16 protein-coding genes are annotated in these 15597 nt (G+C 71.9%); 12 read left to right on the forward strand and 4 right to left on the reverse strand.

Going from position 1 to position 15597, the window contains the following annotated elements:
- Nucleotides 1–29: 29 nt before the first annotated feature.
- From AB0389_RS03140 to AB0389_RS03150, 3 genes are all read right to left on the reverse strand, one after another.
- Entirely contained in the window at nt 30–689 is a 660-nt protein-coding gene (locus AB0389_RS03140; RefSeq protein WP_366393762.1) for a response regulator transcription factor, read from the reverse strand.
- Between the two features lie 154 nt (nt 690–843).
- Nucleotides 844–2148, reverse strand: coding sequence for a sensor domain-containing protein (locus AB0389_RS03145; protein ID WP_366393580.1), 1305 nt, complete (start codon nt 2146–2148; stop codon nt 844–846).
- Between the two features lie 180 nt (nt 2149–2328).
- Nucleotides 2329–3555, reverse strand: a complete 1227-nt coding sequence (locus tag AB0389_RS03150) for a sensor domain-containing protein (RefSeq protein ID WP_366393581.1) — start codon at nt 3553–3555, stop codon at nt 2329–2331.
- A 222-nt stretch (nt 3556–3777) separates the two neighbouring features.
- On the opposite strand from AB0389_RS03150, the gene AB0389_RS03155 reads away from it, so the two are divergent.
- The 11 genes from AB0389_RS03155 to htpX all read left to right on the forward strand — a co-directional run bounded on the left by AB0389_RS03155 (nt 3778) and on the right by htpX (nt 14397).
- Nucleotides 3778–4170, forward strand: coding sequence for an NADH-quinone oxidoreductase subunit A (locus AB0389_RS03155; RefSeq protein WP_366393582.1), 393 nt, complete (start codon nt 3778–3780; stop codon nt 4168–4170).
- On the forward strand, nt 4161–4811 hold the full coding sequence (locus AB0389_RS03160; RefSeq protein ID WP_366393583.1) for an NADH-quinone oxidoreductase subunit B family protein: 651 nt from the start codon (nt 4161–4163) through the stop codon (nt 4809–4811). Before AB0389_RS03155 ends, AB0389_RS03160 begins: the two co-directional genes overlap by 10 nt.
- A complete protein-coding gene (locus AB0389_RS03165) occupies nt 4808–5698 on the forward strand; it encodes an NADH-quinone oxidoreductase subunit C (RefSeq protein ID WP_366393584.1) in 891 nt (296 codons plus the stop codon). Before AB0389_RS03160 ends, AB0389_RS03165 begins: the two co-directional genes overlap by 4 nt.
- Nucleotides 5695–6663: a complex I subunit 1 family protein gene (locus tag AB0389_RS03170; RefSeq protein ID WP_366393585.1), complete on the forward strand. Its 969-nt coding sequence runs from the start codon at nt 5695–5697 to the stop codon at nt 6661–6663. Before AB0389_RS03165 ends, AB0389_RS03170 begins: the two co-directional genes overlap by 4 nt.
- The gene (locus tag AB0389_RS03175) at nt 6663–7223 is read left to right on the forward strand and encodes an NADH-quinone oxidoreductase subunit I (protein ID WP_366393586.1); all 561 of its coding nucleotides are present in this window, start codon (nt 6663–6665) and stop codon (nt 7221–7223) included. The genes AB0389_RS03170 and AB0389_RS03175 overlap by 1 nt, the downstream gene beginning before the upstream one ends.
- Complete coding sequence (locus tag AB0389_RS03180; RefSeq protein WP_366393587.1) at nt 7220–7849, forward strand: NADH-quinone oxidoreductase subunit J; 630 nt, start codon at nt 7220–7222, stop codon at nt 7847–7849. Before AB0389_RS03175 ends, AB0389_RS03180 begins: the two co-directional genes overlap by 4 nt.
- Nucleotides 7849–8226, forward strand: coding sequence for an NADH-quinone oxidoreductase subunit NuoK (nuoK, locus tag AB0389_RS03185; protein ID WP_366393588.1), 378 nt, complete (start codon nt 7849–7851; stop codon nt 8224–8226). The genes AB0389_RS03180 and nuoK overlap by 1 nt, the downstream gene beginning before the upstream one ends.
- Nucleotides 8223–10232 carry an NADH-quinone oxidoreductase subunit L gene (locus AB0389_RS03190; RefSeq protein WP_366393589.1) on the forward strand — a complete coding sequence of 670 codons (2010 nt, stop codon included), beginning with the start codon at nt 8223–8225 and terminating at the stop codon, nt 10230–10232. The genes nuoK and AB0389_RS03190 overlap by 4 nt, the downstream gene beginning before the upstream one ends.
- 26 nt (nt 10233–10258) lie before the next feature.
- Nucleotides 10259–11863, forward strand: a complete 1605-nt coding sequence (locus AB0389_RS03195; protein ID WP_366393763.1) for an NADH-quinone oxidoreductase subunit M — start codon at nt 10259–10261, stop codon at nt 11861–11863.
- Nucleotides 11860–13386, forward strand: a complete 1527-nt coding sequence (locus tag AB0389_RS03200) for an NADH-quinone oxidoreductase subunit N (RefSeq protein ID WP_366393590.1) — start codon at nt 11860–11862, stop codon at nt 13384–13386. The genes AB0389_RS03195 and AB0389_RS03200 overlap by 4 nt, the downstream gene beginning before the upstream one ends.
- A gap of 147 nt (nt 13387–13533) precedes the next feature.
- The gene (htpX, locus tag AB0389_RS03205) at nt 13534–14397 is read left to right on the forward strand and encodes a zinc metalloprotease HtpX (protein WP_366393591.1); all 864 of its coding nucleotides are present in this window, start codon (nt 13534–13536) and stop codon (nt 14395–14397) included.
- Between the two features lie 20 nt (nt 14398–14417).
- On the opposite strand, the gene AB0389_RS03210 is transcribed toward htpX, so the two are convergent.
- Nucleotides 14418–14819: a YccF domain-containing protein gene (locus AB0389_RS03210; RefSeq protein ID WP_366393592.1), complete on the reverse strand. Its 402-nt coding sequence runs from the start codon at nt 14817–14819 to the stop codon at nt 14418–14420.
- A 144-nt stretch (nt 14820–14963) separates the two neighbouring features.
- Here AB0389_RS03210 and AB0389_RS03215 point away from each other — a divergent pair, with 144 nt between their 5' ends.
- Nucleotides 14964–15524 carry an SMI1/KNR4 family protein gene (locus AB0389_RS03215; protein WP_366393593.1) on the forward strand — a complete coding sequence of 187 codons (561 nt, stop codon included), beginning with the start codon at nt 14964–14966 and terminating at the stop codon, nt 15522–15524.
- Nucleotides 15525–15597 lie beyond the last annotated feature (73 nt).

Below are 15597 nucleotides of genomic sequence, written 5' to 3' on the forward strand. Positions count from 1 at the left end.
CACGAGGAATCGCACGTGGATTCGCCGGATCAGGATCGGAGATACGTCAGTACGGCCAGCACCCGGCGGTGATCGCCCACACTCGGCGAGAGACCGAGCTTCAGGAAGATATTGCTGACGTGCTTCTCGACCGCGCCGTCGCTCACGACCAGTTGCTTGGCCACCGCCGAGTTCGTCCGGCCCTCGGCCATCAGCCCCAGCACCTCGCGCTCACGCGGTGTCAGCCCGGCCAGCACATCCTGCTTGCGGCTCCGGCCGAGCAGCTGGGCCACCACCTCGGGATCCAGCGCCGTACCGCCCTTGGCCACCCGGACCACGGCGTCCACGAACTCCCTGACCTCCGCGACCCGGTCCTTCAGCAGATACCCGACGCCCCGGCTGCTGCCGGCCAGCAGCTCGGTCGCGTACTGCTCCTCGACGTACTGCGACAGCACCAGCACCCCGATGCCGGGATGGTCCTTGCGCAGCCGCACCGCCGCCCGTACGCCCTCGTCGGTGTGGGTCGGCGGCATCCGTACGTCCGCGACCACCACGTCCGGCGGCGTGCCCGCGGCGGCCAGGCCGTCGACGGTCTTGATCAGCGCCTCACCGTCGCCGACCCCCGCGACCACCTCGTGCCCGCGGTCGGTCAGCAGCCGGGTCAGTCCCTCCCGGAGCAGTACCGAGTCCTCGGCGATGACCACACGCACTCTGTCCTGCAGGTCCTTCACGGATCCGAATCCCCCACTGCCGAAGTGTGTCGCGCCCCTGATCCCTCCAGCATCCCAGGATTCGGACCACTGCGCCCCCACTCGCGGTTACGGAACGAGCCCACCGGGCCCGGCGTACCCCGGCAGCGCCGGATCAGCCGCGCCAGGGCAGTTCCGCCGTCACCGTCGTCGGCCCGCCGGGCGGGGAGTCCACGACCAGGACCCCGTCGACCGCGCCGAGCCGCTCCGCCAGCCCGGCCAGCCCGCTGCCCGCCGCCGGGTCAGCGCCGCCCCGGCCGTCGTCCGTGACCTGGAGCATCAGCCGGTTCCGCGTCCGCCACACATCCACCGAGGCCCGGGTAGCCCGCGCGTGCTTGCTGATGTTCTGGAGCAGCTCGGAGACGGTGAAGTACGCGATGCCCTCGATGGCAGCCGCCGGTCTGGCCGGCAGCTCGACCTCGACCTTCACCGGGACCGCGCAGCGGGACGCGACGGACGACAGGGCCGCGTCCAGTCCGCGGTCGGTGAGGACGGCCGGATGGATGCCCCGGGCGAGGTCGCGCAGCTCCTGGAGGGCCACCTTCACCTCGCCGTGGGCCTCGTCGACCATGCGCGCCGCCGCCTCCGGATCCTCCAGCAGCTTCTCCTTCGCCAGCCCCAGATCCATGGCGAGCGCGACGAGCCGGGCCTGGGCGCCGTCGTGCAGATCGCGTTCGATCCGGCGCAGATCGGCCGCCGCCGTGTCCACGACCACCCCCCGGTCCGACTCCAGCTCCGCGACCCGGCCGGCCAGCCGCGAGGGCCCGAGCAGGCCGGTCACCATCCACCGGTCCACCGCCGTGAGGCCCCTGACCAGCCACGGGCAGGCCAGTACGGAGACCAGCCCGACGGCGGTGACGGCCGCGATCTCGAACGGGCCGTCCAGATACAGCCGGTGGCCCCGGCTGTCCGCGAAGAGCACGAACCCCGTCACGTCGTCGCGCCGCGGGTACCACAGCGGATAGAGGAGCAGCCCCCAGCTCGTGACCCAGAACGTCACCCCGACCACGAACGCGACCACCGCCCACGGCAGGCGCAGCACCGCGTACGCCAGATGCCGCCAGGACACCCCGCTCTTCAGGACCGCGCCGATCCACGGCAGCAGTCCCTCCGCCCGGGCCCGGGCCGGCGCCGGCTCCGCGATCTCGACCCCCAGCAGCGCCCGGGCCCGCGCCCGCTCCAGCACCCCGGCGCCCCGGCAGCCGACGAGCGCCAGCGCCAGCACCGGCACCCCGAGGAACGTGACGAGCAGACCGGCCCCTACGGCGACCATCGCGAGCGCGTACGCGAACAGCACCACGCCGATCGGCAGGCTGAGCAGCACATAGCCGAACTCGCGCCAGGCGCGCCCCCCGAACGGCGCGCGCAGTACGGGAGGGAGGAGCCGGGGACGCGACTGCGATCCGTGATCCGTGGCCATCGGTGTCTCGTCCGATCTGGAGGCGGGTGAGCGGGTGAGCGGGTGAGCGGCAGGGGGTTGGAGAGCCCGTGTCCGTCCATGCTGCGGCGGCCCGGCGGCCCGCACCATGAGGGCGGTCTCCCTCTTCGCCCTGGGGTTTTCCCCCGTACGGCACGTACGTACGGCGGGTACGGGCGACGGTCAGGCGCCCTCGCGCTCCCTCCAGGGCAGCTCCGCCGTCACCGTCGTCGGCCCGCCGGGCGGGGAGTCCAGTACGAACAGCCCGTCGACCGCGCCCAGCCGCTCCGACAGCCCCGACATCCCCGTACCGCCGTCCAGCCGCGCGCCGCCGTGGCCGTCGTCCCGTACCTGGATCAGCAGCCGGTGCTCCGTCCGCCACACATCGACGGACGCCATCCGCGCCCCACTGTGCTTGCTGACGTTCTGGAGCAGCTCGGAGACGGTGAAGTACGCGATGCCCTCGATCGCAGCCGCCGGTCTGGCGGGCAGATCCACCGTCACCTTCACCGGGACCGTGCAGCGCGAGGCGACGGACGACAGGGCCGCGTCGAGCCCGCGGTCGGTGAGGACGGCGGGGTGGATGCCGCGGGCGAGGTCGCGCAGCTCCTGGAGGGCGAGCTTCACCTCGCCGTGGGCCTCGTCGACCATACGGGCCGCCGCCTCCGGGTCCTCCAGCAGCTTCTCCTTCGCCAGCCCGAGCCCCATGGCGAGCGCGACGAGCCGGGCCTGGGCGCCGTCGTGCAGATCGCGTTCGATCCGGCGCAGATCGGCCGCCGCCGTGTCCACGACCACGCCCCGGTCCGACTCCAGCTCCGCGATCCGCCGCTCCAGCTCGTCGGACGGCGCCAGCAGGCCGCGCGCCATCGCCCGGTCGGCGTTGGCCATCCCCCGCACCAGGAACGGCAGCACCGGCCAGAGGACGATCAGCCCCACCAGGGTGATCACGAACGTCACCACGCCCCAGGGCAGCCTGATGAACCCGTACAGCATGGTCCGCCAGGCCACGGGGTCCTTCAGACCGGTCCAGATCCGGCCGAGCGTCCCCTCCCGGCGCCGGTACAGGGGGCTCGGCTCGTCGATCCGTACCCCCAGCAGCGCCCGCGCCCGCGCCCGCTCCCGGCGGCCGAGCCACCGGGCGCCGCTCAGTCCGACGACGAGCCACGGCAGACCGATCACCGTGACCGACAGGGCCACCCCGGTGGACACCGTCGTCACCACGTAAAGGAACCCGATCAGCGTGACCGGGAGATTCGTCAGCAGAAACGAGATCTCCCGCCACGTGTGCCGGTCGTAGCCGAGGCGCGCGGGCGGTGGCCGGCCGTCGTCGGCTGCGGCGGCGGCCCGGTCGGCGGCCTGGGCGGAGGGGGTGCTGCTCACGGGCTTGCTCCCGGACTCGAGCATGGTCATGGAGCCCCAGCGTGCCCTGCCGGGCGTGCCGTACGCCATGGGGTGGCTCGGTGGTGACGACGTAGGGATATCCCCCCTCCGGTACCCCTGTGGCACCCCTGCGGCACCCTCTGTGTCCCCGGCGACCGCCCATTACCCGGGACGCGACCGCTTACCGGCTCTTTAACAGGGCCTAGACTCCCGTGCGTACAGGTCGTCGAGGTCAGGGAGCGAGGGGCGGACGTGTCGCAACCGGCCGTTCTCGCGGCGGACTACTTCCAGAGTTACGCGGTGGTCGGACTGCTCGCGGTCGTCGGGGCGCTCTTCGTCGCCGTGGCCTTCGGAGCGGGACGGCTGCTGCGGCCGGTGGTGCCGACGCCGGAGAAACTGCTCACGTACGAATGCGGAGTCGACCCTGTGGGCGAGGGCTGGGCACACACCCAGGTCCGCTACTACGTCTACGCGTTCCTTTATGTGATCTTCGCGGTCGACTCGATCTTCCTTTTCCCGTGGGCGACGATTTTCGCCGCCCCGGGATATGGCGCCACGACGCTTGTCGAGATGTTCGTCTTCCTCGGTTTCCTGGCCGTGGGACTGCTCTACGCATGGAAGAAGGGCGTCCTGGAATGGACGTGACCCCCACGACTCCCGCGCCCGTACCGCTTCCGGAGCCGAGACTCGGCGTGCTCTCGCGGCTGGCACCCGAGCCGATGAAGGTCATCCTCAACTGGGGCCGCCGCTACAGCCTCTGGGTCTTCAACTTCGGACTCGCCTGCTGCGCCATCGAGTTCATCGCCGCCTCCATGGCCCGGCACGACTTCATCCGGCTCGGCGTCATCCCCTTCGCACCGGGACCGCGCCAGGCCGATCTGATGGTGGTCTCCGGCACCGTCACGGACAAGATGGCGCCCGCGGTCAAGCGGCTGTACGAGCAGATGCCCGAGCCGAAGTACGTGATCTCCTTCGGCGCCTGCTCCAACTGCGGCGGCCCGTACTGGGACTCCTACTCGGTGACGAAGGGCGTCGACCAGATCATCCCGGTCGACGTCTACGTACCGGGCTGCCCGCCGCGCCCCGAGGCGCTGCTCCAGGGCATCCTCAAGCTTCAGGAGAAGATCGCCCGCGAGTCGCTCGGCGAGCGCTACGCGGCGGCCGGCCGGCCCTCGGCTGCGGCGCTGAGCAGCGGTCTGGTCGCGGCGCCGCCGACGCCCTCGCCCTCGCCCTCGTCGCCGGAGCCGACGCCCTCGTCGCCGGCTCCGGGGGAGGACGGCGCGTGAGCGCGTACGACCGGCTCCCGGACGCCGTCACCGAGATCTTCGGCGCGGACGCCACGGCCGAACTCGCCTACGACCTGCTCACCGTCGACGTCCCCGCCGTCGGCTGGCTCGCCGCCCTGGAAACCGCCCGCGACGAGCTGGGCTGCACCTTCTTCGACTGGCTGAGCGCCGTCGACGAACCGGGCTCCGGCTTCCGCGTCGGCGCGCATGTCGCCGCGCTGGAGCCCGGCCGGGTGCGGCGCCTCCTGGTCCGTACGACCGTGCCGCACGACGGGGCTGTTCTGCCGACGGCCATCGGGGTCTACGCGGGCGCCGGCTGGCACGAGCGGGAGACGTACGAGATGTTCGGCGTCACCTTCACCGGCCATCCCAACCTGGTCCATCTCCTGCTCCCCGAGGAGTTCGAGGGCCATCCGCTGCGCAAGGACTTCGTCCTCGCGGCCCGGGTGGCCAAGGCGTGGCCGGGCGCGAAGGAGCCGGGCGAGCCCGCGGCGGGCCACGGCGGCCCGAAGCGGCGCCAGATGCTGCCGCCGGGTGTGCCCGACCCGAACGAGTGGGGCCCGCTCAAGGGCCAGCTGCCGCCCGCCCCGGCGCGCCCGGCGCGCGGAGCCCGCGCGGCTGGCGCCCCCGGTGCGGCGGGCTCGGCGGGCTCGGCGGGTGACCGTCCGGTACGGCGGGCGCGCAGCGTTACGGCGGGCTCGGCGAGCCAGCGGCCGGCGGACGCAGGGACGCCCGCGGGGACCCCCGTACCGCCGGCGAAGCCCACCGCGGACGCGCCGTGGCGCGAACCCGCACCCGAAGCCGCACCTGAGCCCGAACCCGCACCCGAACCCGCACCTGAGCCCGCACCCGAGCCCGAACGCGACCGCCCCGAAGGAGACGCGTGAACGACGTGCTCGACGTCGCACTCCGGCTGCTCATCGTCTTCGCCGTGTTCATGGTGGTCCCGCTCGTGGTCGGGCAGGCCGAGCACAAGGTGATGGCCCATATGCAGGGCCGGCTCGGCCCCATGTACGCGGGCGGCTTCCACGGCTGGGCCCAGCTCGTCGCCGACGGTGTGAAGTTCGTACAGAAGGAGGACGTGGTCCCGGCCAACGCCGACCGCCGCGTCTTCCAGCTGGCCCCCGCCGTCGCCCTCCTCCCGTACCTCCTGGTCGTGCTCGTCATCCCGGTCGGGCGGGGTGAGGGCGCGGTCGGCCAGGTCGTCGACGCGGGCGTCTTCTTCGTGCTCGCGGTGATGGGCGTCGGTGTGCTCGGCTCGCTCATGGCGGGCTGGGCCTCGGCCAACAAGTTCTCCCTCCTCGGCGGTCTGCGGACCGCCGCCCAGCTCCTCGCGTACGAGCTGCCGATGCTGCTCGCCGCGGCCTCCGTCGCCATGGCGGCCGGAACCGTCTCGCTGCCGGGCATCCTCGACGCCTTCCAGTGGTGGTGGCTGCCCTGGCAGATCGTCGGCGCCCTGGTCTTCTTCGTCGCGGGGCTCGCCGAACTCCAGCGCCCGCCCTTCGACATGCCGGTCGCCGACTCCGAGATCATCTTCGGCGCCTACACCGAGTACACGGGGCTGCGGTTCGCGCTGTTCCTGCTCGCCGAGTACGCGGGCATCGTCGTTCTGTGCGGGCTGACCACCGTCCTCTTCCTCGGCGGCTGGCACGGCCCGTTCGGACCCGACAGCCTCGGCTGGGTCTGGACGCTGCTGAAGACCGCCGTCCTCGCGTTCGTCGTGATCTGGCTGCGGGTGAGCTATCCGCGGCTGCGCGAGGACCAGCTCCAGAAACTCGCCTGGACCGTACTCATCCCCCTCGCCCTCGCGCAGATCGCGCTCACCGGCATCGTGAAGGTGGCGATCAGCTGATGCCCCCGATCCCCGGCTCCGGCCTGGCCAAAGGTCTGGCCGTCACCCTGCGGACGATGACGAGAAAGGCCGTCACCGCCCAGTACCCCGAGGTGCAGCCCGAACTGCCGCCCCGCACGCGCGGGGTGATCGGCCTGTTCGAGGAGAACTGCACGGTCTGCATGCTCTGCGCCCGTGAGTGCCCCGACTGGTGCATCTACATCGACTCTCACAAGGAGACGGTCCCGGCCGCGGCCCCTGGCGGCCGGGAGCGCAGCCGTAACGTCCTCGACCGGTTCGCCATCGACTTCTCGCTCTGCATGTACTGCGGGATCTGTATCGAGGTCTGTCCTTTCGACGCGCTGTTCTGGTCACCGGAGTTCGAGTACGCGGAGACGGACATCCTCGAACTCACCCACGAGCGCGACAAGCTCCGCGAGTGGATGTGGACGGTGCCCGCGCCGCCCGCGCTCGACCCGGGCGCGGAGGAGCCGAAGGAGCTGGGCGCCGCCCGCAAGACGGCAGACAAACTCGCGGCGGCAGCGGCAGCGGCGGCAGCAACTGAGGAGGGTGCCGAGTGACCCCCCTGACGACAGCCGCCACCGGGCCCGGCTTCCTCTCCCCGACCGGCGTCGAGATCGCCTTCGTCCTTGTCGGACTGCTGACCCTCGGCGCGGCCCTCGTGACCGTCACGACGAAGCAGCTGGTGCACGCGGCCCTCTGGCTGGTGGTGGCGCTCGGCGGACTGGCCGTCGAGTACCTGCTGCTGACGGCGGAGTTCATCGCCTGGGTGCAGGTCCTGATCTATGTCGGCTCCGTCGTGGTCCTCCTTCTCTTCGGGCTGATGCTCACCAAGGCGCCCATCGGCCGCTCCCCGGACGCCGACGGGGAGAACCGCCCGGTCGCCCTCGGCGTGGCCGTGGTCGCCGCCGGCGCTCTGGTCTGGGTGGTCGTCGACGCGTTCCGGACGACCTGGATCGACCTGGGCGGACCGGCGCAGGGCTCCACCGAGGTCACCGGGCAGTTCCTGTTCCGGAACTGGGTGCTGCCCTTCGAGGCGCTCTCCGTGCTGCTGCTCGCGGCGCTCGTCGGCGCGATCGTCCTGTCCCGCAAGGACCACACGGACCGCAAGGACCACACGGACCGCAAGGACCACACGGACCGCAAGGGCCCCAATGGTCCCAAGGGCCCCAAGGAGCGGCGCTGATGCATCTCGCCTATCCCGCCGTGCTCGCGGCCCTCCTGTTCTGCGTCGGGCTGTACGGGGTGCTCGCCCGCCGCAACGCGATCCTCGTCCTGATGTCCGTCGAGCTGATGCTCAACGCCGTCAACCTCAACCTCGTCGCCTTCGACGTGTGGCTCCGCGACGAACTGCACGCCGGACAGTCCCTCACTCTCTTCGTCATCGCCATCGCCGCCGCGGAGATCGGCATCGGGCTGGCGATCGTCCTGACGGTCTACCGCAACCGCGGCACCGCGGACATCGACCGGCTCCGCGACACCGCCGAGGGCCCGGCCGGTGCCGGCGCCCCGGCGGACCCCGACGCTCCGGCAGCGGAGAAGAAGGCCGAGGCCACCGCGTGACCACCACGACCCTCGCCGTCCTGGTCCCCCTCCTGCCGTTCCTGGGCGCCGTCGCCGGGCTGCTGCTCGGCCGTACCGCCCCCGGGTTCGTCCGCCCGCTGGCCGTGCTGCCGACCCTGGCCGCCGCCGCGTTCGCCGTCGCGGTGGCCGTACGCCAGGGCGGTGGCGCGGGCGACGCCACGGCGCCGCTGGACGCCTCGACCCGGCTCACGCCGACCGGCTCGGTCCCCATCGACCTCGCCCTGCACATCGACGGGTTCGCCGCCCTCGTCGCCGTCCTCGTCGGCGTCGTCGCGTCCTGTGTGCAGATCTACTCGACGGGGTATCTGCGCGGCGACGCGCGCTACCCCTCGTACGCCGCTCTCGTCTCCCTCTTCACCTCCGCGATGCTGCTCGTCGTCTACTCCGGCGACCTGATGGTGCTGCTGGTCGGCTGGGAGATCATGGGCATCTGCTCGTACTTCCTCGTGGGCCACTACTGGGAGACCCCCGAGGCCCGCGCGGCCTCCCTCAAGGCGTTCCTGGTCACCAAGCTCGGTGATGTCCCCTTCCTCATCGGGCTGTTCGCCCTCGCCTCCGCCGCCGGTACGTTCCGGATCACCGGCATCCTGAAGACCGTCGCCGACGGTCAGCTCGGCCACCCCACCCTGATCGCGCTGCTGCTGCTCGCGGGGGTGGCGGGCAAGTCCGCGCAGTTCCCGCTGCACACCTGGCTGCCCGACGCGATGGCGGGCCCGACGCCCGTCTCCGCGCTGATCCACGCCGCCACGATGGTCGCCGCCGGTATCTACTTCGTGGCCCGGCTCCTTCCCGTCTTCGCCGCCTCGGCGGCGGCCCTGGTGGTACTGGCGGCGCTGGCCGCGGTCACGATGGTCGGTTCGGCGCTCGCCGCCCTCGCCCAGGACGACATCAAACGGGTCCTCGCCTACTCGACCATCGGCCAGCTCGGCTACATGTCGGGCGCCCTGGCGGTGGGCGACCGGGGCGCGGCGGTCTTCCATCTCGTCTCGCACGGCGCGTTCAAGGCCCTCCTCTTCCTCGGCGCCGGTGTGGTCATCCACGCCGCCGGCACCAACTCGCTCGCCACGATGTCCCGGATGCGCGGCCTGCCCCGGCGCATCCCCGACGCCTACTGGACGATGACCGTCGCCCTGCTGGCGCTGGCCGCCATCCCTCCCTTCGCCGGCTTCTTCTCCAAGGAGTCCGTGCTCGTCGCCGCCGAGCACACGGCCCTCGGCACGTCAGGCACCGCCCCGGGCGCCGCGGGCTGGACCGTGCTCGTCGCCGGACTGCTGACCGCCGTCCTCACCGCCGCCTACGCCACCCGCCTCTGGCTGCTGGCCTTCCGCGGGCACGGAGCCGAGGCCCCCGACCACGGCAGGCAGCCGCTCTCCATGAACGCCGTGCTCTGGGTGCTCGCCCTGCCCTCCCTCGCGCTCGGTCTGACCGTCGGACACCTCCCCGGCTGGTTCGACGGCCACAGCCTCGCGCCGAACCTCACCACCTCCGTCCTCGGGACGGGCGCCGCGCTCATCGGCGGCCTGATCACCTACGGCTGCTGGCGCCACACCACGGCGCTGGCCGCCCGTACGCCCATGGGCGCCGTCGCCGCCCACCCCGACGCCGAACCCGCCCTCGCCGAGAGGGAGGCGATGGAGGCCCACACCCGGATGTACGGGCCCGCGACCGCGGCGGCCCCCGACCCGGCCGACCCCGGCCGGCTTCTGCTGGGCCCGCTCCACCGCCACGCGGCGGCCGGCTTCCACCTCGACGCCCTCTACGACCGCCTCTTCGTACGCCCCGTACTGGCGGCGGCCCGGCTGGTCCGCTTCCTCGACCGCGAGGTCGTCGACACCTACGTACGCGGCGCGGGAGCGGGGGCGAGCGGGCTCGGCGCGGCCGTGCGCCGCGCGCAGACCGGCAATGCGCAGACCTATCTGAGCGCCCTGCTCGCCGGCTCCGTCGTCCTGGCGATCGCCGCCGTACTCATCGCCGCCGGAGCGTGAGCGTGATCGATATCAGTGAGTCCGTGATGCAGTTCCTTCTGGCGTTGATCATCGCCGGGCCCCTCGCCGGCGCCGTCGCCGCGCTCCTGCCTGCCCCGCCCGGACTGCGCGGCAGGAGCCCCGACCAGGCCGTGCTCCGCCACGGCGTCACCGTGACCGGCGCGATCCTCGCCGCCACGGTCCTCCTCGCGCTCGGCTTCGACCACAGCCAGCCGTCGAGGATGCAGGCCACCACGGACATCAGCTGGATCGCGGCACTCGACGTGCGGATCCACCTCGGCATCGACGGCATTTCCCTCCCCCTTCTGGTCCTGACCGCGCTGCTGACCTTCCTCTGCGCGCTCTACAGCTACTTCAAAATGCCGCAGGGGCCCTCGCCCAAGGCATTCGTCGCCCTGCTGCTCGTACTGGAGTCCGGCACCCTCGCCACCTTCGCCGTCCTCGACCTGCTGCTCTTCTTCCTCGCCTTCGAGATGGTGCTGATCCCCATGTACTTCCTGATCGCCCGCTGGGGCGGATCGGAAGGCGTGGCCGGCGGCCGGGAGGCCGCCGCCCGGAAATTCATCCTCTACACCCTGCTCGGTTCCGTGATCATGCTGCTCGGCCTGCTGCTGATCGGACTCAACGCGGGCACCTTCGACATGATGGCACTGGCCACTGACAACGGGTCAGGACTCAGCAAGTCCGTGCAGGTCACCGCCGTTCTGGCGATCGGTCTGGGGCTCGCCGTGAAGACCCCGATGTGGCCGCTGCACAGCTGGCTGCCGGACGCCCACACCGCCGCCCCGACCGTCGGCTCCGTACTCCTCGCCGGTGTCCTGCTCAAGATGGGAACGTACGGTTTCGTCCGGATTGTCCTGCCCGTCGCGCCCGACGGGATGCGGACCTTCGCCCCCTACCTCGCCGCCTTCGCCGTCACCGGCATCATCTACGGATCCCTCGCCTGCCTCGCCCTCGCCCAGCACGGCGCGGGCGGCGACCTCAAGCGGCTGATCGCCTACTCCTCCGTCGGCCACATGGGCTTCGTCCTGCTCGGCATCGCGACCATGACCCCCACCGGAGTCAACGGCGCGCTCTTCGCCAACATCGCCCACGGACTCATCACCGGCCTGCTCTTCTTCCTGGTCGGAGCGGTCAAGGACCGGTACGGCACCGCCGACCTCGACACCCTCGCCGGCGCGACGGGCGCCGCGCTCTACGGCCGCGCACCCCGCCTCGGCGGACTGCTCGCCTTCGCCGCCGTCGCCTCCCTCGGACTGCCGGGACTCGCCGGATTCTGGGGCGAGATGCTCACCCTGTTCGGCGCGTTCGACCCGGCCGAGGGGCTCAGCCGCCCCGCCTTCCGCACCTTCATGGCCATCGCCGCCCTCGGCACGCTGCTCACCGCCGCATACCTCCTGGTCGTCGTGCGCCGCGTGTGCATGGGTGTGCCCCCGCGGGAACGGGCCGCTGACGCTCCGGCCCCCGAAGCCCGGGCCTCCGGCACCGGAGCCCCCGACATCCAGGGCTACGAGATCGCCGCCTGGAGCCCGCTCGTCGTCCTCACCGTGGTCGCCGGGCTCTGGCCCGCGGTCCTCCTCGGTCTCACCGACCCCGCCGTGCAGAAGCTCCTCGCAGGAGGCAAGTCGTGACCGTGGCCGCCGCCAGCCTCGTCCAGTCCGTCGACTGGCTCGCGATCGCGCCCCCCACCCTCACGGCGGCGGTCGCCCTGACCGTCCTCGTCGCCGATCTCTTCGTACCGGCGCACCGCAAACCGCTCCTCGGAGCGCTCGCCGCCGCCGGACTCGTGGCCGCGCTCCTCACCCTCGTACCGCTGCGCGCCGGACACCGCGCCACCTTCTGCCTCCCCGCCCAGCCCGACGTGTGCAGCTACACCGCCGACCACTTCACCCTCGTCATCCAGGCGCTGGTGCTCGGCGGGGCGCTGCTCACCGTGCTCCTCTCGCTCCACGACACCGGGGAACTCCCCGTAGGGGAGTACTGGTTCCTGCTGCTCGCCTCGGCGGCCGGCGCCGCCCTGCTGCCCGCCTCGCGCGACCTCGCCACCCTGGTCGTCGCCCTGGAGGTCGCCTCCCTGCCCGCGTTCGCCCTGGTCGGGCTCCGGCGCGGCGACCGGCTCTCCTCCGAGGCCGCGCTCAAGTTCTTCCTCTCCTCGGTCACCGCCACCGCCGTGATGCTCCTGGGCGTCAGCTTCGTGTACGCGGCGACCGGCAGCCTCCACCTCGGCGAGATCGCCCGCGAACTCGCCGAGGTGTCCGGCCCGCTGACGACGCTCGCCAAGGCCGGTGTCGCCCTCACCCTGGTCGGCTTCGCCTTCAAGGCAGCCGCCGCCCCGTTCCACTTCTGGGTCCCCGACACCTACGTCGGCGCGCCCCTGCCCATCGCCGCGTACCTCTCCGTCGTCGGCAAGGCCGTCGGCTTCTCCGGCCTCATCCTGGTGACCGTCGTCGCGTTCCCCTCGTACGGGAACGTGTGGGGCCCGCTCCTCGCGGTCCTCGCCGCGCTCACCATGACCGTCGGCAACGTCGCCGCGCTCCGGCAGTCGGCCACGCGCGCGTGGAGCGCCGTACGGCTGCTCGCCTGGTCGTCCGTCGCCCAGGCCGGCTATCTGCTGGTACCGATCGCGTCGGCCGCCTACGCGGGCGAGGAGCGGATCGGCTCCACCGTCGCGTACGCCCTGATGTACGCCGTCGTGAACCTGGGCGCCTTCGCCGTCACCGTCCTGGTGGCCCGTACGAAGCCGCTGAACCGGATCTCCGACTACCGGGGCCTCTGGGCGCGCCGGCCGTTCGCCGCCCTCGCCCTGGCCTTCTTCCTGCTCTGCCTGGCCGGACTGCCCCCGGGGATCATCGGCCTCTTCGCCAAGGTCACCGTCTTCGCCGCGGCCGTCGACGCGGGACTCGGCTGGCTGGCCGTCGTCATGGCCGTCAACGTGGTGATCGCCCTCTCCTACTACCTCCAGTGGACGGCCGTCCTCTTCCGAGCCCCGGAGGCGCAGGAGCAGCCGGAGCACTCGGCCGCCACCCCCGCCATCACCGCCACGCCGGCCACCCCCGCGATCACCGCCGCCATCGGGCTGACGGCCGCCGCCGGAATCGTGCTGTCGGGAGCTCCTCAGCTGGTGCTGCGCTTCGCGGGTACCGGCCTGTTCTGACCGGCCGTACCACGGTGCCGTGCCCGTACGGGCACGGCGGGGAACCCGGACCGCTCGCCTCGCGTTGACCAGAAGGTAAGGGTCCACTGGAGAGTGGAGCAGCACCAGGCAAAGGGTTCCCCTGCCGCACCACTTGGAGGGCGTACCGTGCACCGCCGGCACAACGGGCTGAAAACCGCCGTACTCCTCGCGGGACTCTCAGCACTCATCATCGGGATCGGCAGCTTCTTCGGCCGTACGGGCCTGATCATCGCGCTCGTCGTGGCGCTCGGCACCAACGCGTACTCCTACTGGAACAGCGACAAACTGTCCCTGCGCGCCATGCGCGCCCGCCCGGTCAGCGAGTTCGAGGCCCCCCAGCTCTACCGGATCGTCCGGGAGCTCTCGACGGTGGCCCGTCAGCCGATGCCGCGCCTCTACATCTCACCGACCCAGGCGCCCAACGCGTTCGCCACCGGCCGCAATCCGCGCAACGCCGCCGTCTGCTGCACGGAGGGCATCCTCCAGCTCCTCGACGAGCGCGAGCTGCGCGGGGTCCTCGGCCACGAGCTGAGCCATGTCTACAACCGCGACATCCTGATCTCGTCGGTCGCGGGCGCGCTCGCCTCGGTGGTGATGTTCCTGGTGAACTTCGCCTGGCTGATCCCGTTCGGCCGCTCCGACGACGATGACGGGCCTGGCTTCTTCGGCATGCTGCTGCTCATGATCCTGGGCCCGCTCGCCGCCTCCGTCATCCAACTGGCGGTAAGCCGCTCGCGCGAGTACGAGGCCGACGCCTCCGGCGCGCAGCTCACGGGCGACCCGCTGGCGCTGGCGAGCGCGCTGCGCAAGCTGGAGGCCGGGACGCGGCAGCTTCCGCTGCCGCCGGAGCCCCGGCTGGAGACCGCGAGCCACATGATGATCGCGAACCCGTTCCGGCCCGGCGAGGTCTCGAAGCTGTTCTCCACGCACCCCCCGATGGCGGAGCGCATCGCCCGGCTGGAGCAGATGGCCGGCCCCCACCGGCCGTAGGCACGTCGCGGGGTCCGCCGTCAGCGGGCTCCGAAGCGGGCGTCCGACGGCACGACCTCGCGGCCCAGGGGCATCAGCGAGACCGGGATCATCTTGAGGTTCGCCCAGCCGAAGGGGATTCCGATGATCGAGACGAACAGCGGGATGCTCGTCAGCAGGTGCCCGAGCGCCAGCCACCAGCCCGCGCAGACGACCCAGATGATGTTGCCGATGAAGGACGGCGCCCCGGCGTCGGGCCGCTCGACCGTGGTGCGCCCGAAGGGCCACAGCACATAGCCGGCGATGCGCAGCGAGGCGATGCCGAACGGGATCGTCACGATCAGCACGAAACAGATGACGGCTGCGATGGCGTAGCCGATGGCCATCCAGATGCCGCAGAGCACCAGCCACAGGACGTTGAGGATCAGCTCGATGAGCTTCATGATCACTTGCCTTTCGCGAGGTCTGCCCGCATCGCCGCTCACACCAATTATCCGGCTCCGACCGGCTGAGACGAAAACGGGCCTGTCCACGGTTCCCGGCCGGTTGTCAGTGGCGTGGTCCACGATGAATCCATGATTAGTCCCATGACGAACCCGCCGAAGAGCCCGGCGACAGGAACCGAGCGGCTGCTGAAGGCCGTCACGGACCACGCGGCGGCGTCCCCGACCCCGTACGCGGGCCCGGTCCCCGAGCCCCTCGGGCCGGCGGCGATCGCCCGTGCGGAGGCGGCGCTGGGCTTCGCGCTGCCGCCGCTGCTGGCCGGGCTCTACACCCGCGTGGGGGACGGCGGCTTCGGCCCGGGATACGGCCTGCTGCCGCTGGAGGGCGCCGTCACCGCGTACGCGGAGCAGCGGGCGGGCGGGGACGACGACTGGGGCTGGCCCGAGGGCGTCCTCCCGCTGGCCGACTGGGGCTGCGGGATGCTGGCCTGCGTCGACTGCCGCAGCGAGGACGCCGCCGTCCTGCTCTTCGAGCCGAACGCCGATTTCGTCGAATCGGCCTGGTACGTGGACACGGCCGGCCTCGACGCGTGGCTGCGCGGCTGGCTGGACGGCACGGCCTGGTTCATGTCCGAGGACGGCGACATGGACGTGGAGCCCTGGCCGGGCTTCGCGGACCGGACCGCGGTGCCGACGGCTTCCTAGGCCGCGGGGTTCCCGGGGCCCACGGTTTCCTGTGCGTTCCTACGCGTCCCTGTGCGTCCCTCGTGTGTTCCTG

Source organism: Streptomyces sp. NPDC093109 (genome assembly GCF_040701725.1).
GTDB lineage: Bacteria > Actinomycetota > Actinomycetes > Streptomycetales > Streptomycetaceae > Streptomyces.